15 protein-coding genes are annotated in these 18,164 nt (G+C 65.1%); 8 read left to right on the top strand and 7 right to left on the bottom strand.

What is annotated here, in order from left to right; all coding sequences use genetic code 11:
• Window positions 1-266 precede the first annotated feature (266 nt).
• Window positions 267-1,292, bottom strand: a complete 1,026-nt coding sequence (locus ABIB95_RS22365) for an SAM-dependent methyltransferase (RefSeq protein ID WP_354242207.1) — start codon at window positions 1,290-1,292, stop codon at window positions 267-269.
• A gap of 383 nt (window positions 1,293-1,675) precedes the next feature.
• Here ABIB95_RS22365 and ABIB95_RS22360 point away from each other — a divergent pair, with 383 nt between their 5' ends.
• The 3 genes from ABIB95_RS22360 (at window position 1,676) to ABIB95_RS22350 (ending at window position 4,337) form a co-directional block, all read left to right on the top strand.
• Window positions 1,676-2,701, top strand: a complete 1,026-nt coding sequence (locus ABIB95_RS22360; RefSeq protein WP_028150916.1) for a flagellar motor protein MotA — start codon at window positions 1,676-1,678, stop codon at window positions 2,699-2,701.
• Window positions 2,702-2,862: 161 nt separating this feature from the next.
• Entirely contained in the window at window positions 2,863-3,891 is a 1,029-nt protein-coding gene (locus ABIB95_RS22355) for a peptidoglycan -binding protein (RefSeq protein WP_354242205.1), read from the top strand.
• On the top strand, window positions 3,891-4,337 hold the full coding sequence (locus tag ABIB95_RS22350; protein ID WP_354242202.1) for a GNAT family N-acetyltransferase: 447 nt from the start codon (window positions 3,891-3,893) through the stop codon (window positions 4,335-4,337). Before ABIB95_RS22355 ends, ABIB95_RS22350 begins: the two co-directional genes overlap by 1 nt.
• A 230-nt stretch (window positions 4,338-4,567) precedes the next feature.
• Here the strand turns inward: ABIB95_RS22350 and ABIB95_RS22345 are convergent, their stop codons facing one another.
• On the bottom strand, window positions 4,568-6,412 hold the full coding sequence (locus tag ABIB95_RS22345; RefSeq protein ID WP_354242199.1) for an ABC transporter ATP-binding protein/permease: 1,845 nt from the start codon (window positions 6,410-6,412) through the stop codon (window positions 4,568-4,570).
• Window positions 6,413-6,612: 200 nt separating this feature from the next.
• Here ABIB95_RS22345 and rpmE point away from each other — a divergent pair, with 200 nt between their 5' ends.
• The gene (rpmE, locus tag ABIB95_RS22340) at window positions 6,613-6,840 is read left to right on the top strand and encodes a 50S ribosomal protein L31 (RefSeq protein ID WP_007599895.1); all 228 of its coding nucleotides are present in this window, start codon (window positions 6,613-6,615) and stop codon (window positions 6,838-6,840) included.
• 205 nt (window positions 6,841-7,045) lie between these two features.
• On the opposite strand, the gene rcdA is transcribed toward rpmE, so the two are convergent.
• Together rcdA and ABIB95_RS22330 are read right to left on the bottom strand one after the other, a co-directional pair.
• Window positions 7,046-7,555, bottom strand: a complete 510-nt coding sequence (gene rcdA / locus ABIB95_RS22335) for a protease adaptor protein RcdA (protein WP_028148425.1) — start codon at window positions 7,553-7,555, stop codon at window positions 7,046-7,048.
• Window positions 7,556-8,181: 626 nt separating this feature from the next.
• Window positions 8,182-8,373 carry a DUF1192 domain-containing protein gene (locus ABIB95_RS22330; RefSeq protein ID WP_028148424.1) on the bottom strand — a complete coding sequence of 64 codons (192 nt, stop codon included), beginning with the start codon at window positions 8,371-8,373 and terminating at the stop codon, window positions 8,182-8,184.
• A gap of 275 nt (window positions 8,374-8,648) precedes the next feature.
• Between ABIB95_RS22330 and metG the strand changes: the two genes are divergently transcribed.
• The 3 genes from metG to ABIB95_RS22315 all read left to right on the top strand — a co-directional run bounded on the left by metG (window position 8,649) and on the right by ABIB95_RS22315 (window position 14,425).
• Window positions 8,649-10,328, top strand: coding sequence for a methionine--tRNA ligase (metG, locus tag ABIB95_RS22325; protein ID WP_354242196.1), 1,680 nt, complete (start codon window positions 8,649-8,651; stop codon window positions 10,326-10,328).
• A gap of 67 nt (window positions 10,329-10,395) precedes the next feature.
• On the top strand, window positions 10,396-11,394 hold the full coding sequence (locus tag ABIB95_RS22320; RefSeq protein ID WP_354242193.1) for an NAD(P)H-quinone oxidoreductase: 999 nt from the start codon (window positions 10,396-10,398) through the stop codon (window positions 11,392-11,394).
• A gap of 154 nt (window positions 11,395-11,548) precedes the next feature.
• Entirely contained in the window at window positions 11,549-14,425 is a 2,877-nt protein-coding gene (locus ABIB95_RS22315; RefSeq protein ID WP_071916666.1) for an EAL domain-containing protein, read from the top strand.
• A 548-nt stretch (window positions 14,426-14,973) separates the two neighbouring features.
• Here the strand turns inward: ABIB95_RS22315 and ABIB95_RS22310 are convergent.
• Together ABIB95_RS22310 and ABIB95_RS22305 are read right to left on the bottom strand one after the other, a co-directional pair.
• Window positions 14,974-15,222, bottom strand: a complete 249-nt coding sequence (locus ABIB95_RS22310) for a hypothetical protein (protein ID WP_063981010.1) — start codon at window positions 15,220-15,222, stop codon at window positions 14,974-14,976.
• Between the two features lie 11 nt (window positions 15,223-15,233).
• Entirely contained in the window at window positions 15,234-15,491 is a 258-nt protein-coding gene (locus tag ABIB95_RS22305; RefSeq protein ID WP_028148420.1) for a DUF7662 domain-containing protein, read from the bottom strand.
• Between the two features lie 137 nt (window positions 15,492-15,628).
• On the opposite strand from ABIB95_RS22305, the gene ABIB95_RS22300 reads away from it, so the two are divergent.
• Window positions 15,629-17,125: a sensor domain-containing diguanylate cyclase gene (locus ABIB95_RS22300; protein ID WP_354242191.1), complete on the top strand. Its 1,497-nt coding sequence runs from the start codon at window positions 15,629-15,631 to the stop codon at window positions 17,123-17,125.
• Window positions 17,126-17,276: 151 nt separating this feature from the next.
• Here ABIB95_RS22300 and galU read toward each other — a convergent pair whose 3' ends face one another.
• Window positions 17,277-18,152: a UTP--glucose-1-phosphate uridylyltransferase GalU gene (galU, locus tag ABIB95_RS22295; RefSeq protein ID WP_354242189.1), complete on the bottom strand. Its 876-nt coding sequence runs from the start codon at window positions 18,150-18,152 to the stop codon at window positions 17,277-17,279.
• Window positions 18,153-18,164 lie beyond the last annotated feature (12 nt).

Genomic DNA, 18,164 nt, shown 5'->3' with positions numbered 1-18,164 from the left:
ATTCGGACTCCTGCGAAGCATGTCATCTGATTGTCGTCGGATCGTCGCAGCAGCCCCGATGCATTCGCGCATGCACTATTCCAATTGCGTCCACACCGTTCGAGGATGCGGATTTTCTTGTCGTGTGGTCCACGAAGTACAACCACAACGCTAGGCGAGCAGAAACGATCAGACAACAATCGAAACGTGCTGCTCCGAAGATACACGCGGCGTGTGCCGTTTGCGCAACGAAAGACGCTTAACAAGTTCTTTCGGGAATGCGCGCCCTAACCCGCCTTCATCCGGTAGTGGCTGACACCCCATTCGCTGCCATCGGCGTAGCCGAACAGCCCTGATGTCGCGAGGAAGAACCAGCGCCAGCGTCGCATCCACAAGGCGGTCTCCTCGCCATGGACGCTGCGCAGGGACGCTTCGATCGTGTCGCGATGCGCATCGAAATTGGCGAGCCAGTCGTTCGCGGTGCGCTGATAGTGCGTACCGCTCCAGCACCATTCCTTCTCGATCCTGAAGACGTCGCCGAATTGCCTGACGAGGTGATGGCTCGGCATCAATCCATCCATGAAGACATGCTGCGCGATCCAGTCCTCGCGATTGGCGCGGTCGAACAGATGAGAGCCGGAACGATGGGTGACGATGTGCATGAAGAAGCGCCCGTCAGGCGCGAGCCAGGATCGCACGCGCGTCATCAGCTTGCGCCAGTTCATCATCTGCTCGAACATCTCGACCGAGACGATGCGGTCGAACTGCCCATCGGGCGCGAACACGTTCATGTCCGCGGCGACCACGCGCAGGTTCAACAGCCCGCGCAGCCGCGCCTGCTCCTCGACATAGGCGCGCTGGGCCTGCGAGTTCGACACCGCCGTCACCTTCGCATGCGGGAACCGCCGCGCCATCCACAGCGACAGCGAGCCCCAGCCGCAGCCGAGCTCGAGGATGGTCTGGCCATCGGCGAGACCGGCGTGCTCGACGGTCTGGCGCAGCGCCTCCTCCTCCGCCTCCTGCAGGGTGCTCGCATCGGACTTGTAGAAGCAGGACGAGGATTTGCGGTTGGGGCCGAGCACCTCCGCAAAGAATGCCGCGGGCACCTCGTCGTGCCCGGCGTTGATGGCATCCGCGTCCCCGGCGATCGGCCGCAGGATCATCCGCCCGGCGAAGGCGGCATCGTCGGCCGCGCCCAGCGCGGACATGCGCGTCGCCGTGCGCGAGCACAGGCGCTGGATCGCGGCGCGGATCACGACGTCCGGCAGCGGCACGCGTTCGGCAGTCCCGAAGATCGCGGAAACGACGCTCATGCGATCACTCCGTTGATCAGGTCTCGTTGTGGCGGCGGCGGAAGGAACGGACAGGTTCGGGCGTTGCCACCCGCCCGGCGGGCTCTGAGGTCCAGACAGGATCGACCGCGCCGCATATGCTGCCGCGCCCCCCCAAGGCGAGCGCCATCGGGACCGCGAGCAAGAGCGCGATGACGGCCACCCCCAGGATTCGTCACCATGCAAAAAGTCCGACCTAAGCCTGCGGAATGCCGAAGTTTTGCAAATTACGTCTCTATCAAAGCGCGGTTTCAGCTTTGGGTTCCGAGAGCTCTCCACGAAATCGGCACATCCGGCGCTTTTTTTGGGCTGCCGCTGTGCCATAGTGCGCCCCGCAAGCAAGTTCGTAACGGATGATACCGGCCATGCCGCCAGGCGCCTCGCCCCGCTCCCCCATCGATATCGAATATACCAAGCTATCCTCACCCAGCGTTTTCCTGGTGCGGATGCTGGTCTTTCTGGTGCTGTGCACCCTGGTCGGCGTGGTGCTCTACAAGCAGATCATCCTGGCCTTCTTCGCCAATCCCGGCCTCAATGCCCTGATCGGCGGCGTGCTGTTCATCGGCATCATCCTGGCCTTCCGCCAGGTGATCCGGCTCTACCCCGAAGTCTCCTGGGTCAACAATTTCCGCATCGCCGATCCCGGCCTGGCGCCGTCCCGGCACCCGAAACTGCTGGCGCCGATGGCCATGATCCTCGGCGGCGAGCGCACCGGGCGGATGACGATCACCCAGACCACCATGCGGCACCTGCTCGATTCGATCGCGACCCGCCTGGACGAGGCCCGGGACATTTCCCGCTACATGACCGGCCTGCTGGTCTTCCTCGGCCTGCTCGGCACCTTCTGGGGCCTGATCGAGACGGTCGGCTCGGTCGGCAAGGTGATCGACGGGCTCAAGGTCGGGGGCGATTCCGGCGCCCTGTTCGACACGCTGAAGGAGGGCCTCGCCGCCCCGCTCGGCGGCATGGGCATCTCGTTCTCGAGCTCGCTGTTCGGCCTCGCCGGCTCGCTGATCCTCGGCTTCCTCGATCTGCAATCGAGCCAGGCCCAGAACCGCTTCTACACCGACCTCGAAGACTGGCTCGCCACCACCGTGCGCGAATATGGCCACGGCGAGGTTGCGGTCGCAGCCGCCGGTGGCGGCGGCGGCGTTGCCAGCGGCGAACTCCAGGCCGCCGTCGAGCGCTTACGCTCCGTGCTCGAGGAAGGCAGCGCCAGCCGCGGCACCACGGCGGCAATGGCGAGCCTTGCCGAAGCCATCCAGGCGCTGGTCTCGCACATGCGGACCGAGCAGCAGATGATCCGCGAATGGGCCGACGGCCAGGGCGAGCAGAACCGCGAGATCCGCCGCCTGCTGGAGCGCATCGCGCGCCAGCCGGAGAAGGGTTGAGGACACGACGAAGGTTTCGTGCCCCGGACGCGATGCAGCACGAATTGGTGCATCGCTGAGCCGGGGCCCAGAGCCTTCACCGAGACAAATAGGTCCCGGCTCTGCGCAGCAGCGTTGCACGCTGCAGCGCGTCCGGGACACGAGAGTGGAGATCGACGACAATGGCTCTAGCCCGCGGCCGCCGCAGCGAAGCCGGCTTCAACTACTGGCCCGGATTCGTCGACGCGCTGTCGACGCTGGTGCTGTCGATCGTGTTCCTGCTGTCGGTGTTCCTGGTCGTGCAGTTCTTCCTGTCGCAGGAGGTCACCGGCAAGGACAAGGCGCTGGAGCAGCTCAACGCCAAGATCGCCCAGCTCAACGAGCTCTTGTCGCTGGAGAAGCTCGGCAAGCTCTCGCTCGACGACCAGGTCTCGCAATTGAAAGCGGGCCTCGCCTCGGCCGAGACCGAGCGCGATCGCATCAAGGGGCTCTATGACGGCCTCGCCGCCGCCGGCAGCGACGCCCAGGGCAAGACCACCGAGCTCGGCAAGGCGCTGGACTCGGAGAAGGCGGTCTCGGCGCGGGCGCTGGCGCAGATCGAGGTGCTGAACCAGCAGATCAGCGCGCTGCGCCGGCAACTGGCCGCGCTGGAGGAGGCGCTCGACGCCAGCGAGAAGCGCGACAAGGAATCGCAGAACCGCATCGCCGATCTCGGGTCTCGCCTGAATGTTGCCTTGGCGCAGCGCGTGCAGGAATTGTCGCGTTATCGCTCGGAGTTCTTCGGCCGCCTGCGCACCATTCTGGGCAATCGCCCTGACATCCGCATCGTCGGCGACCGCTTCGTGTTCCAGTCCGAAGTGTTCTTCGACACCGGCCAGGCGACACTTCTGCCCGAGGGCCGCGCCGAGCTCGACACATTGGCGACCGCGCTGATCGATCTCGACAAGAAGATCCCGAGCGAAATCCCCTGGGTGCTGCGCGTCGACGGCCACACCGACATACGCCCGGTCAGCGGCGCGAATTTCAAGTCCAACTGGGACCTGTCCGCGGCGCGCTCGATCTCGGTGGTGCAATATCTGATATCGCTCGGCGTGCCCGCCCAACGCCTCGTCGCCGCCGGCTTCGGCGAATTCCAGCCGCTCGACACCGCCAACACGGAAGAGGCCTTCAAGCGCAACCGCCGCATCGAGCTGAAGCTGACGGAGCGGTAGTGAGCGCCCTCCACCTCCGCCCCTACCGCCCCGAGGACGAAGCCGCCTCGATCGACCTCTGGCATCGCACCTGGCAGCAGGCCTATCCGCAGATCGATTTCGCCGCGCGGCTGGACTGGTGGCGCGAGCGCTGGCGCAAGGATCTGGTGCCGAAAGCCTCGATCGTGGTCGCAGAAGCGGACGGCGTTCTGACCGGCTTCGTCACCATCGACGGCGAAGGCTATCTCGACCAGCTCGTGGTCGATCCCGCGCACTGGGGCTCGGATGCGGCCAGGCTGCTGGTGGATGAGGCCAAGCGCCTGTCACCGTCAGGCGTCACGCTGCTCGTCAACAAGGACAATGCCCGCGCCATCCGATTCTACGAGCGCAACGGCTTTGCCCATGCCGGCGAGGATTTGAACCCGACCTCGGGACGGCCGGTGCTGAAGATGATTTGGCGGGCGTGACGAGGTTTGCTGCCGACCCCACCCTCCGCTGTCATGCCCCGGCTTGCCGCCTTCGCTGAAGCTTCGGCGTGCCGAGCGCTCGTGTGGGCCTCGGCGTAGCCTTGGCGGAGCCGGGACCGGGGCATCCAGTACGCCGCGACTTCTCCGAATCTCACTACTGTCTCTGGAATACTGGATCGCCCGCTTTCGCGGGTGATGACACCGTCAGTGAGGCGACAGTCAGGAGCGCCTCACGCGCCCTCGAACTGCAACCTCGCGAGCCTCGCATAGAGCCCGTTCTTGGCGACGAGCTCGGCATGCGTGCCCTGCTCGACGATCTTGCCCTGGTCCATCACCAGGATGCGGTCGCAGGACAGCACGGTTGCGAGACGATGTGCGATCACCAGCGTGGTGCGGTGGCGCATCAGCTCTTCCAGCGCGGTCTGCACCAGCGTCTCGCTTTCGGCATCGAGCGCGGAGGTGGCCTCATCGAGCAGCAGCAGCGGCGCATCGCGCAGGATGGCGCGGGCGATCGCGATGCGCTGGCGCTGGCCGCCGGACAGCGTGACGCCGCGCTCGCCGAGCGGGGTCTCGAAACCTTCGGGCAGGCGGCGGATGAATTCGGCGGCGTGCGCGAGCTCGGCGGCCCGCTCGACCTCGGCATCGGTCGCATCGGGCCGGCCGAAACGGATGTTCTCGCGGGCGCTGGCGGCGAACACGTTGGATTCCTGCGGCACCAGTGCGATGCGCGAACGGAAATCGCGCGGATCGGCGGATTTGACCGGCACGCCGTCGAGCGAGATCGCACCGCCGCGCGGATCGTAGAAGCGCAGCAGGAGATGGAAGATGGTGCTCTTGCCTGCGCCTGAGGGGCCGACGATCGCGACCTTCTCGCCGGGGCGCACGGTGAACGACACGGCATCGAGCACATTGACGTGGGGCCGCGCCGGATAAGCGAAGCTGACCTGGTCGAAGCCGACCTCGCCGCGCGCCGGCACGGGCAGCGCGCGCGGTGACGCCGGCGCGGTGATCTCGGGCTGCACATGCAGGATCTCGAACAGGCGCTCGGCGGCGCCGGAGGCGGCCGAGACCTCGCCCCAGACCTCGCTGAGCTGGCCGAGGCCGGCCGCGGCGAATGCCGCGTAGAGCACGAACTGGCCGAGCCGGCCCGGCGAGATCGTGCCGATCAGGACGTCATGCGAGCCGATCCAGAGGATCGCGACCACGCTTGCGAACACGATGAAGATGATGATGGCGGTGAGCACGGCGCGGGCCTGCGTCGAGGTGCGCGCGGCTTCATAGGCCTGCTCGACCTCGCCGCCAAAACGCTTCTCGGCGAGCCCTTCGCTGGTATAGGCCTGCACGGTGCGGATGGCGCCGACCAGCTCGCCCGCATAGGCGGAGGCATCGGCCAGCGTGTCCTGCGCGTTGCGCGACAGACGCCGCACCCAGCGCCCGAACGCGACCAGCGGCAGCACGATCAGGGGAATGGCGAGCAGCACGAAGCCGGAAAGGCGCGGGCTGGTGATCACCATCATCGCCGCCGCGCCGAAGAACATCATGAGATTGCGCAGCGCGATCGAGACGGAGGCACCGACCGCGGACTTGATCTGGGTGGTGTCGGCCGTGAGCCGAGACACCAGCTCACCGCTGCGCGCGGAATCGAAGAAGGCCGGCGAGAGCGAGAGCAGATGCGCGAAGACGTCGCGCCGGAGGTCGGCGACGATGCGCTCGCCGATCGTCATCACGAGGTAGTATCGCGAGGCGCTGGCAAGCGCGAGCACGGCGACGACCGCGATCATCACCGAGAAGTAGCTGTTGATCAGCGCGATGCCTTCCGGCGTCAGGCCGAAATCGATCATCCGCCTCACAGCGATGGGCACCAGCAGCGTGGTCAGCGCCGCGACCGTGAGCGCGACGAAGGCGAGCGCCGCGCGGCCGCGATAGCGGGCCACATAGGGCGCGAGTGCCAACAGCGGCCGCAGCTTGGCGCGGCTCTTCGCCGGCGCCTCGATCAACTCGGCTTCGATCGACGGGGCCTCAGGCCCGGCGCGCTCGTCGCGGTACTGGTCGTCAAGCCGTTCCACAGCGCTCATGAGATCGGACCCAAGGAGACATATTAGCTCCACATAGGCCGCTGCGGGGGGAGTGGCAAATCCGGGATGTCCCTTAGGGGACGGCCCGGTTCTCCTTTGCCCACAATGGCTTGTTTTAAAGGGGCCTGTGGGGTATAGACCCCGCCAAATCCGTCATTCGATAGCCACTCAAGACAGGCGCCGGGCGCCGAGGAATTGCCATGAAAGCCGAAATTCATCCGAATTATCATACGATTAAGGTCGTGATGACCGACGGAACCGAGTACCTGACCCGCTCCACCTGGGGCAAGGAAGGCGACACGCTGAACCTCGACATCGACCCGAAGTCGCACCCGGCCTGGACCGGCGGCAACGCCCAGCTGATGGATCGCGGCGGCCGCGTCTCGCGCTTCCAGAAGAAGTTTTCGGGCTTTCTCAAAAAGGATTGATCCCGCCCGCAAGGCTGGACACGAAAAACGCCCCCGGTCAGACCGGGGGCGTTTTTGTTTTGCCGTCATTCCGGGGCGCGACGAAGTCGCGAGCTATGATGCGCAATTGCGCATCTGAGAATCCATACTCCCGATCGTGTTTATGGATTCCGGGCCCGCGCCAAGAGGCGCGTCCCGGAATGACGACCGAGATTGTTGATAGACCTTACCGCTCGAACGCGGCCTTCAGCGCGTTGAGCTGCGGCACCAGCGGGTTGCCGATCGCCACGTATTCGACCGGCGGGGTGTGGATGGTGGTGTCGAGGCGGCGCACGCGGGTCTGAAGACTCATCGAGCGATGGATCAGATCCTGGAGCTGCGAGGGCAGCTTCTCGACGGTGTCGGACGGGCCGGGATCGGCGGCGCTGAGCTTCACCTTGGTCTTCTCGCGATTGGCCTGGCTCAGCGTCATCTCGCCTTCCTTCACCGCGCGGTGCAGCAGCAGCCACGAGGCAAGCTGCATCAGGCGGGTGGTCAGACGCATGCTCTCGGTCGCATAGGTGAGGCTGACGGCGCGATCGAGCGCCTTGGCCTCGGTGCGGCCGGCGCCATCGAGATAGGCGGCGGTCTCTTCCACCAGGTCCATGCCCTCACGGAACAGGACGCCGAACGCCGCAGAATTGGTGAACCGCTCGCTGAGTTGAACGAGAGCACCTTCGGCTTGCAAACGTTCCATGGTTAACGCCCCTTACGCAACTGTCTGACTGTCCGGCTTTGGCGCCGGCTTATGATGAACAAATCATTGCGCGAGCCGGACGCGGAGTCCAGCGACAAGCGCGGATATGGTTTCCGCGCGTCTTTCCTCGGAATTCAACCGGAACGGGACCCAAAAAGGCAAAAAAAGAGCCGCCGGAGACCGGCGGCTTTGAAAGTTGATAACAGGGAGGCGTCAAACAGAGTGGACAGGAGCCACTCGGTGTCCAAACGAGGACAGCTCCAGTCATAAACCCGAAAGCTTAATTGGAAGTAAACGAGCTAATTTTTTGAGAGTTCGTTAGCCATGTCGGTCACTGGCCGAGGGGGCGGCGGAACAAACTCGGCACTCGTCATTCCGGGGCGCCACGAAGTCGCGAGCTTTGATGCGCAATTGCGCATCTGAGAATCCATAGCCACTGGCGGATGCGGTGGCCCGGCTCAGCCTGCCCGCTTCAACTGCCCGTGATTATGGATTCCGGGCTCGGCGCTGCACGCCGCCCCGGAATGACGACGCGAGATAGTTTTGCGCGAAGCATGGGTCTCGTCTCTGCGGAGCAGCGCTACGCGCTGCACCGCGTCCGGGACACGAGAGGTGAGCGCTAGGCCCTACTTCTTGAAAAAACTATCCGCCGCATCGCGCGAGGCGCGCTTCTTGGTGGCGGCTTCCTCGAGCCTTGCAATCTCGGTGTTGAGCAGCGCCACGCGCTCGGTCAGTTCCTCCACTGACAGGAGTGAGAGATCCTGTCCGATTTCATGGCTGACCTTCTTGCGCGGCTTGTCGTCGTCCTCGATGGCCATGTGTCCTCCCGGGCAGTCCTGTCCTGAACGACGCCGATCTGGCGTTTTCCGAGCCGAAATGGTACCGCTTCTGCACAAGGAGAATTTGCAGTGACTTTCGCGAGCGCGCAACACCTGACGCGAATGCCCCGGCCCGACCGCAAGGAGGTTGACCGGACGGGATAAGCGCGCGTCCACGCGCGTGAGGCATGAGCCGACCCCAAGCCCTTCCGATCATGCGGGAGGGCTTTTGATTTTTCTTCGGTCGGCATCACCAAACGCGAAAGACCGCAGTCATGACCAAAATTCTCATCACCAGCGCCCTTCCCTACGTGAACGGCGTCAAGCATCTCGGCAATCTCATAGGCTCGCTCCTCCCTGCCGATGTCCATGCCCGCTTCAGGCGGCAGATCGGCGACGACGTGCTCTTCATCTGCGCCACCGACGAGCACGGCACGCCGGCTGAGCTCGGCGCCGTTCGCGCCGGACAGGATGTCCGCACTTTCTGCGACGCGCAGCACGCAATCCAGGCCGACATCTACCGCCGGTTCGGCCTTTCCTTCGACCATTTCGGGCGAACCAGCTCGCCACAGAACAGCGCTCTGACGCAGCACTTCTATCGCAGGCTCGACGATGCCGGATTGATCGAGGAACGTAAGTTGCCGCAGGTCTGGTCACCCACGGACGGCCGCTTCCTGCCGGACCGCTACGTGCTCGGCACCTGCCCGCATTGTGGCGACCCGTCCGCGCGCGGTGATCAATGTGACCAGTGCGGCGCGCTGCTCGATCCGCCCGAACTGATCGACCCGCGATCTGCGCTGTCGGGCGACCGGGCGCTGGAGGTCCGCGAAAGCCGCCATCTGTTCCTGCGCCAGTCGCAGCTTGTCGGAGCGTTGAGTGCCTGGATCGATAGCCGCTCCGGCTGGCCTTCCTTCGTGGTGTCGACCGCGAAAGGCTGGCTGACAGCCGATCTGCGCGATCGCTGCATCACGCGCGACCTGGCCTGGGGCATCCCGGTTCCGCGACAGGGATTCGCCGACAAGGTCTTCTATGTCTGGTTCGACGCGCCGATCGGTTACATCGCCGCCACCCAGGAATGGGCCGCCGCCGCACCTAGCCGCGACTGGCGAAAATGGTGGTGGCAGGCCGATGACGTCCGCTACGTCCAGTTCCTCGGCAAGGACAACATCCCATTCCACGCCGTGAGCTTCCCGGCGACGCTGATCGGCTCGAACGAGCCCTGGAAGAGCGTGGACGTGATCAAGGGATTCCACTGGCTCAATTACGAGGGCGGCAAGTTCTCGACCAGCCGCAATCGGGGCATCTTTACCGGCCAGGCCCTGGAGGAATTGCCCGCCGATCTCTGGCGCTGGTGGCTGATCGCCAACGCGCCCGAAAGCGCCGACACCGATTTCAACGTTGCCAGGTTCGTCGCCGACGTGAACAAGGATCTCGCCGACATCTTCGGCAACCTCGTCAATCGCATTGTCAGCTTCGCCCATCGGGCCTTCGACGGCCGGATTCCGGAAGGCGGCGCTCCTGACGAGGCCGAGCACCTGCTCGCACGGGAACTGGAGCATCGGATCGCGACGCTGCGACGCCATCACGAGGCGCTCGAGTTTCGTTCCGCGGCCGCCGCAACGCGTGCGATCTGGGATGTGGCGAACGCTTACCTGCAGCATGCCGCGCCGTGGACGGCCATCAAGTCCGATCGGCTTCGCGCGGCGATCGTGACGCGAACAGCCCTCAATCTGGTCCGCACCTGCGCCGTGCTGGCGTGGAGTATCGTACCCGGCCTGTCGGAAACTGTGCTGCACGCCTTCGCTGGCGAAGATGCCGCGCCACGCTGGCCCCGTGGCCCAATCGCGGACCTCCTCGACGGCGGCGCCGGCACAGCGATCGCGCCGATCGGTCCACTGGTCGAAAAAATCTCTCCCGAGAGAGCAGGCGATCTGGCGGCGCGGTTCGGGCCTTAATGTCGTTTCACTTCGGCGGAAAAAGGCGATATGCCATCCGCCGAATTCATTCATCCAAGGACACATCATGGACAAGCTGCCCGCGCAAATGATCGTGGTCGCCATCTCCAAGCCCGGTGGACCGGAGGTGCTGGTGCCGGAACAACGTGCCGTTCCGCAGCCCGGTCCCGACGAGATCCTGGTCAAGGTGCAGGCCGCGGGCGTCAACCGGCCCGACGTGGCGCAGCGCTCCGGCGCCTATCCGCCGCCGCCCGGCGCCAGCGACCTGCCGGGGCTCGAGATCGCCGGCGAAGTGGTGGCGGTCGGCAGCAACGCCAAACGGCACAAGATCGGCGACAAGGTGATGTCGCTGGTCGCCGGCGGCGGCTATGCGCAGTACTGCATCGCGCAGGACGCCCAGGCGATGAGCGTGCCGCCGGCGCTGTCGATCAAGGAAGCCGGCGCGCTGCCGGAAACCCTGATGACGGTCTGGCACAACGTGTTCGAGCGCGGCGGCCTGAAGGCCGGCGAGACGCTGCTGATCCATGGCGGCTCCTCCGGCATCGGCACCATGGCGATCCAGCTTGCGAAAGCCTTCGGCGCGAAAGTGTTCGTCACCGTGGGATCGCAGGACAAGATCGATGCCTGCCTCAAGCTCGGGGCCGACCGCGCCATCAACTACAAGACCGAGGACTTCGTCGCCGTGGTCAAGGAAGAGACCGACAAGGCCGGCGTCAATCTGATCCTCGACATGGTCGCCGGCGAGTATGTCGACCGCAACTATGATGCCGCGGCGGTCGACGGCCGCATCGTGCAGATCGCAACCCTCAACGGCCCCAAGGTCAGCGTCAACATCGCCAAGGTGATGGTGAAGCGCCTGACCCATACCGGCTCGACCCTGCGCCCCCGTAGTAATGCGGACAAGGCGGCCATGGTGGCCGCAATCGAGGCGAAAGTGATGCCGCTGTTGCGCGAAGGCCGCGTCAAGCCGCTGATGGACAGCAGTTTCCCGCTGGAAAAGGCATCCGATGCGCACCGGCGCATGGAGACCTCGGCACATATTGGCAAAATTGTGTTGGAGGTCTAGCCCAACGGCCCATCAGGCAAGGCGGAAACCCTTTGATTTTCCTCGCTTTCGTGGCATCTATCGCGACGCGCCGAACCATCTTGTTCCGTTCGGAAAACGCCTTGCACTGACCATCTTGCACTGAAGAGTTTGCGTCGAACGCGGAGAACCGACCTTGCGTCTGATCAGGTGCCTCGCGCCCATAGCGCTGGGCCTCATGATTCTCGTCGCCGCATCCCAGGCGCGCGCGCTGGATGCCGTCAGCGTCCGCGGCGACGCGCCCGCGATCGACCTCACCGGCGTGCTCGAGCATCAGCGCAGTGACGCCGATCGCATCCAGGTCTCCACCGCACCCGGCACCGACGGCATCGTCCGCCGCATCGAGGTGCGCGCCCGCGAGGGCGGCCAGAACTGGGTGGTGTTCGCGCTCGCCAACAACACCGACGACCAGCTCGACCGCCTGATCGTCGCCCCGCATTACCGCATCGTCTCGTCGGGCCTGCTGTGGCCCGACCTCGGGCTGTCGCGCATCGCGACCATCACGCCCTCGATCGGCGACCGCCCGGAGCGCCAGGAGAGCGCGACGGCCGACGTGTTCCGCATCACGCTCGATCCCGGCGCCGTCGTCACCTTTGTCGCGGAACTGCGCACCGACAAGCTGCCGCAGCTCTATCTGTGGGAGCCCGAGTCCTACAAGGACAAGGTCAATTCCTTCACGCTCTACCAGGGCATCGTGATCGGCATCTCCGGGCTTTTGGCGCTCGTGCTCACCATTCTGTTCGTGGTGAAGGGCAGCATCATGTTCCCGGCCGCCGCGGCGCTGGCCTGGGCGGTGCTGGTCTATATCGGCGTCGATTTCGGCTTCTGGGGCAAGGTGCTCGATATGTCGAACAACGCCGAGCGCATCTGGCGCGCGGCGGGTGAAGCGATATTGGCGGCGACGCTGCTGGTGTTCCTGTTCGCCTATCTCAACCTCAGTCGATGGCACGTGCGCTATTCGCACATTACGGTGCTCTGGCTTGCCTTCCTGGGTTCGCTGGTGGCGCTCGCCTTGTTCGACCCGGCGGTGGCTTCCGGCATCGCCCGCATGTCGCTGGTGCTGATCGCCTTCGCGGGCTTCGCGCTGATCGTCTACCTCTCCACCCACGGCTTCGACCGCGCGGTGCTGCTGATCCCGACCTGGTTCCTGCTGGTGGTCTGGGTGGTCGCGGCCGGCATGACGGTCGCGGGCTCCGTCACCAACGACATCGTCGGCCCTGCCCTGCTCGGCGGCCTCGTGCTGATCGTGATGCTGATCGGCTTTACGGTGATGCAGCACGCCTTTGCCGGCGGCAGCGCCACCACCGGCGTCGTCTCCGACATCGAGCGGCGCGCGCTGGCACTGGCCGGTTCCGGCGATCTGATCTGGGACTGGGACGTCTCCGCCGACAAGGTGTTCACCAGCCCCGAGACCGAAGCCCTGCTCGGCCTCAAGCGCGGCACGCTGGAAGGCCCCGCGGCGTCGTGGCTTGAGGTGCTGCATCCGCTCGACCAAGACCGGTTCCGCGCCGCGCTCGACAGCGTGCTCGACCAGCGCCGTGGCCGCCTGGTGCAGGATTTCCGGCTGCGCACGCCGGACGGTCATTTCATGTGGTTCGCGCTGAAGGCGCGTCCGGTGGTCGGCTCCGACGGCGAGGTCTCGCGCGTGGTCGGCACGCTCACCGACGTCACCGAACTGCGCAACGCCGAGGAGCGCCTGCTGCACGATTCCGTGCATGACAACCTCACCGGCCTGCCCAACCGGAAACTGTTCATGGATCGGCTCGGCGCGGTCGCGCATTTCGCCAAGACCATGCCGACGCTGCGGCCGACGCTGATGGTGATCGACCTCGACCGCTTCAAGCAGGTCAACGATTCCGTCGGCATCGCGGTCGGCGACTCGATCCTGCTGACGCTGGCCCGCCGCCTCACCCGCATCCTGAAGCCGCAGGACACGCTGGCGCGGCTTGCCGGCGACCAGTTCGGCCTGATCCTGCTCTCGGAGCAGGACCCCGCCCGCATCACCGCCTTCGCCGAGACCATCCGCAAGACCATCCGCGCCCCGATCGCCTTCAACGACCGCGAGATTTTTCTCACCGCCTCGATCGGGCTCGCGCTCTCCGATCCGCAGACCCAGTTGACGGACGAGATCATCAAGGACGCCGAGCTTGCGATGTATCATTCCAAGCGGATCGGCGGCGACCGCATCGACGTCTACAAGCCGGCGATGCGCGCGCGAAAGACCGACCGCCTGACGCTGGAGAGCGAGCTGCGCCGCGCCATCGAGCGGCAGGAGCTCACGATCCTGTACCAGCCGATCGTGCGGCTGGAGGATCGCTCGATCGCCGGCTTCGAGGCGCTGGTGCGCTGGGATCATCCGAAGCTCGGACGCATGGCGCCGTCGGAATTCATCAGCATCGCGGAAGAGACCGGCCTGATCGTCGACCTCGGCATGTTCGTGCTCGACCAGACCGCAAAGCAGCTTTCGGTGTGGCAGCGCGCGATGCGCTCGCGCGAGCCGATCTTCGCCTCCGTCAACGTCTCCTCGCGGCAATTGCTGCGCCACGATCTGATCCACGACATCCGCACCGTGCTGTCGCGCTCCTCGGTGGCGCGCGGCACGCTGAAGCTGGAACTGACGGAATCGCTGGTGATGGAGAACCCGGAGCACGCAGCCCAGATGCTGACGCGCATCCGCGAGCTCGGCACCGGGCTGTCGCTCGACGATTTCGGCACCGGCCATTCCTCGCTGGCCTATCTCCAGCGCTTCCCGTTCGACACCATCAAGATCGACCAGTCCTTCGTGCGCACCACCAACCGCGGCACCCGTCCGGTGATCCTGAAGTCGATCATCGCGCTCGCGCATGATCTCGGCATGGACGTGGTCGCGGAAGGCGCCGAGACAGACTCCGACGCGGTCGAGCTCTACCAGATGGGCTGCGAATACGCGCAGGGCTTCGCCTTCGGCGAGCCGATGGACGCGGACGCGGCGATGCGTCTGCTCACGGAAGTGCGGCTGGAAGCGGCGAGCTAGCGCTTATCTTCTTCCGCTCTCCTCCCGGAAAGGGTCGCTCGCAAAGCGAGCGGGGTGCCGCACCGGCGCGCTTATGCCGGGCTTGATCCAGATCAATGGGCCCTGCTCGACCACCATGAAAGATGGCACGCAGCATTCGATCCAGAACGGCTTCGTCATCGAGGTCACTGGGCTCGAAGCTGTCGTTCTCAGAATGAGCAGACCACGCGTCTTTCTCAGGAGTCACGGATGACTCGGCACCTTTTCTACGCGATGACCCTCATCGGCACCGGAGTGTTCCTCGCCTCATCGGCCGAAGCAGTGACAGCCGCACGATGCGAGGATCGAGGCGCAAATTGCCTCGGCACATGTGCCGACTACACCGGCGGGGCCGGTGACGTTCGAGGGCGCCAGAACACATGCGTGCGCGTCTGCGACCGGCAGACGACCAGATGCCTGATACGAGCCCATGACGAACGCTGGCCGTATAATCGCCAATGAAGGCCGTGGTTCTACACTTGGGCTAACGCCCCCCGTCTCGCGCTTGCGGCGCACCGCGTCCAGCTGACCTACCCTGGCTTGCGTCGTAGCCCCGCGACCAAACAAAACCCCACCACCAGCGAGATCGCGGCAAGACCGCCCCAGACCATTCCCGCCTGTTCGAGATAAACATCCTGCGTTACCGGGTCGTAGCAGCGGCCGAGCTCGTTGAAGCAGTCGCGCCAGCGCCAGTAGCGGGCCTCGAAGGCGAGCGCAAACAGCACGCCTGTTGCAATCAGGGCTGCGCCAAAAATCCCCCTTAGCCAGCGCAGAATCATGCAGCGTCAGCTCACCTGCGCTGCTTCTTCTTGGTGAAGCGCACGCTCTGGCCGTCCGGCATCCGCGTCGCGACGAACCCCGCGGCGAGGCAGGCTTCGCGCTGAGGCATCTGGATGTCGGGGCTGCGGAGGCTGTCCCACCATGAGGCGCGATTCGCCGCCCGCGGCAGGGCCGAGCCGATGATCTCCTCGATCTGCTCGAAACTCAGCACGAATTCCGTTTGCTTCTGCCGCATCAGGTAATCCCGCAGCGCATCGTAATCGTTCACAATCGTCCTCTCGTCCCAGCTCCGCTGCCCAAAAGCGATGCCCGCGGAAACCAATTCTTAACTCATTGCGATAGCGTCGTCCCGGCTTAAACACTACGCAAGATTTCGGGCGCATCCACTAGTGTCGGGAGCACTCGATGCAGTCTGGATGGCGCGACGTCACGACCCGCCGGCCGTGGCGGATTTCGGCGAAGCTGCTGATCATATCGTCCGTCGTGACGGTGATCGGCTTTTCCGCCATTTGCGTCAACGTCATGCTGGACATGCGCCGCGGCGAGGAGGCCCTCGCTCGCCAGACGCTGGACAATCTGGCCACCTCCATCGAAGCAGATATCAGCCGCAACATCGAGATCTACGATCTCTCCCTGAAGGCGGTCGCCAGCAACATGCTGCTGCCGGAGATCAACGCGGTCTCGAAGCCGATCCGTCACCTGATCCTGTTCGATCACGCCACCACGGCGCGGCACTTCGGCGCCATCCAGGTGTTCGATGCCGAGGGCAGGCTGACCATCGACGCCTCCACGCTCGATCCCCTGCCGGAGAACCGGAGCGAGGAGGACTACTTCAGGGTTCATCGCGACGATCCCGACGCCGGCCTCTTCATCAGCCGTCCGATGCTGTTCCGCGGCGCCTATTCCATCGTGCTGAGCCGGCGCATCAGCGATACCGACGGCGGCTTCTTGGGGGTCGTCACCGGCTCGATCCGTTTCAGCTATTTCCACGAATTGTTCGAGCGCCTGAACCTCGATCCCGACGATACCATCACCGTGCTCAGGCGCGATCGCACCATCATGATGCGGCGGCCGTTCGATCTCGACGTCATCGGCAAGAATCTCGGGACGCAGCAGAGCTGGAAGGCCGACAATCTCAAGGCCGGCGGGTCCTATGCGGGCCAGGGCCCGGTGGACGCGACGCCGCGCCTCTACGTCCGCAGCACCGGCCCGGGTCCGCTCTTCGTGGTGGCAGGCAAGCCGCTCGCCGCCGTGTTCGAGCTCTGGCAGAAGGAAGCCTACCGCATCGGCGCCGTGGTCCTGGCGCTCATCCTGTTCATGCTGGCCTCGACGCTGGTGCTCGCCCGCGAGATCAGCCGGCGTGCCGAAGCCGAGCGCAAGCTCGAGGAGATGGCGACGACGGATGCGCTCACCGGCTTGAAGAACCGCCGCAAGTTCGACCAGGTCATCGACGTCGAATGGCGCCGCGCGATGCGCCAGAAGACGCCGGTCGCGCTGCTGATGATCGATGCCGATCACTTCAAGGCCTACAACGACACGTTCGGCCATCAGGCCGGCGACCAGGTGCTGGTCGGCATCGCGATCTGCATTTCCGATTCGGTGCGGCGGTCCGGCGACTGCGCCGCGCGCTATGGCGGCGAGGAATTCGCGGTGCTGCTGCCGAACACCTCGGCCGCCGAGGCCTTCAATGTCGCCGAGACGATCCGCGGCAAGGTGCAGGGCTGGTCCGACGACCAGGCGATGTCGACGGTCTCCTGCGGGATTGCGGGCTTGGTTCCTACCACCGGCCTGGACTGGCCGGTCCTGGTCGCCGCCGCCGACAAGGCGCTCTATGCGGCGAAAGCCGGTGGCCGCAACCAGTCCGTGATCGCGAGCCTTCCGAAGCTATCGCTGGTGGCGTGAGGCCTCAGTGTCGTCCCCGCGAACGCGGGGACCCATACCGCGGAATCTATCGATCGTTGCCGGCAGCAGTACCGAACGGCAAATCTTCGCCAAACAACTCCCTGGGGTTATGGGTCCCTGCGTTCGCAGGGACGACACCGAGAGTGGAGCGCTACTGCCCCAGATATTTCTTCATCTCCGCAATCAGCCCATCACGCAGTTCCGGCCGCTTCAGGCCGTAGGCGATGTTGGCGCGGAGGAAGCCGGGCTTGGAGCCGCAATCATGGCGCTCGCCCTCGAACTCTACGCCGTAGAATTTCTGCGACTTGGCGAGGCCGATCATGGCGTCGGTGAGCTGGATCTCGCCGCCGGCGCCGCGCTCCTGGGTCTCAAGGATCTTGAATATCTCCGGCTGGAGGATGTAGCGGCCGGTGATGGAGAGGTTGGAGGGCGCGGTGCCCTTGGCCGGCTTCTCGACCATGCCGTCGACCTCGAACATCTTGCCGGTGCGCTTGCCGACGCCGCAGATGCCGTATTGATGGGTGAGATGGTCGGGCACCGCCTCGACCGCGATGACGTTGGATTTTTCGCCGAGCGTTGAAGCCGTCTCGATCATCTGCTTCAGGCAGCCGGTCGTGTTGAGCACGAGCTCATCGGGCAGCACGACCGCGAACGGCTCGTTGCCGACGATGTCGCGCGCGCACCAGACCGCGTGGCCGAGACCGAGCGGCGCCTGCTGGCGGGTGAAGCTGACGGCGCCGGCCTCCGGCTGGTTCTGCGCCAGGATGTCCTGCTCCGCCTTCTTGCCGCGCGCGGCGAGCGTCGCGTCGAGCTCGAACATCTTGTCGAAATGATCTTCGATGACGTTTTTGTTGCGGCCGGTGACGAAGATGAAATGCTCGATGCCGGCTTCCCTCGCCTCGTCATAGACGTACTGGATCAGCGGCTTGTCGACGACGGTCAGCATTTCCTTCGGCATCGCCTTGGTGGCGGGCAGGACGCGGGTGCCGAGGCCGGCGACGGGGAATACGGCTTTGCGAATTTTCATGGGACAGATCGA

It is taken from the genome of Bradyrhizobium sp. LA2.1 (assembly GCF_040547725.1).
GTDB classification, from domain to species: domain Bacteria; phylum Pseudomonadota; class Alphaproteobacteria; order Rhizobiales; family Xanthobacteraceae; genus Bradyrhizobium; species Bradyrhizobium barranii.
Note: the sequence above shows the minus strand (reverse complement) of the source record. Positions and strands in the feature narration are given on the sequence as shown.

What these genes read in the sequence shown, in the direction of transcription:
- ABIB95_RS22365 (WP_354242207.1), bottom strand. Translation starts at nt 1,292, where the DNA reads ATGAGCGTCGTTTCCGCGATCTTCGGGACTGCCGAACGCGTGCCGCTG.
- ABIB95_RS22360 (WP_028150916.1), top strand. Translation starts at nt 1,676, where the DNA reads ATGCCGCCAGGCGCCTCGCCCCGCTCCCCCATCGATATCGAATATACC.
- ABIB95_RS22355 (WP_354242205.1), top strand. Translation starts at nt 2,863, where the DNA reads ATGGCTCTAGCCCGCGGCCGCCGCAGCGAAGCCGGCTTCAACTACTGG.
- ABIB95_RS22345 (WP_354242199.1), bottom strand. Translation starts at nt 6,412, where the DNA reads ATGAGCGCTGTGGAACGGCTTGACGACCAGTACCGCGACGAGCGCGCC.
- rpmE (WP_007599895.1), top strand. Translation starts at nt 6,613, where the DNA reads ATGAAAGCCGAAATTCATCCGAATTATCATACGATTAAGGTCGTGATG.
- rcdA (WP_028148425.1), bottom strand. Translation starts at nt 7,555, where the DNA reads ATGGAACGTTTGCAAGCCGAAGGTGCTCTCGTTCAACTCAGCGAGCGG.
- ABIB95_RS22330 (WP_028148424.1), bottom strand. Translation starts at nt 8,373, where the DNA reads ATGGCCATCGAGGACGACGACAAGCCGCGCAAGAAGGTCAGCCATGAA.
- metG (WP_354242196.1), top strand. Translation starts at nt 8,649, where the DNA reads ATGACCAAAATTCTCATCACCAGCGCCCTTCCCTACGTGAACGGCGTC.
- ABIB95_RS22320 (WP_354242193.1), top strand. Translation starts at nt 10,396, where the DNA reads ATGGACAAGCTGCCCGCGCAAATGATCGTGGTCGCCATCTCCAAGCCC.
- ABIB95_RS22310 (WP_063981010.1), bottom strand. Translation starts at nt 15,222, where the DNA reads ATGATTCTGCGCTGGCTAAGGGGGATTTTTGGCGCAGCCCTGATTGCA.
- ABIB95_RS22300 (WP_354242191.1), top strand. Translation starts at nt 15,629, where the DNA reads ATGCAGTCTGGATGGCGCGACGTCACGACCCGCCGGCCGTGGCGGATT.
- galU (WP_354242189.1), bottom strand. Translation starts at nt 18,152, where the DNA reads ATGAAAATTCGCAAAGCCGTATTCCCCGTCGCCGGCCTCGGCACCCGC.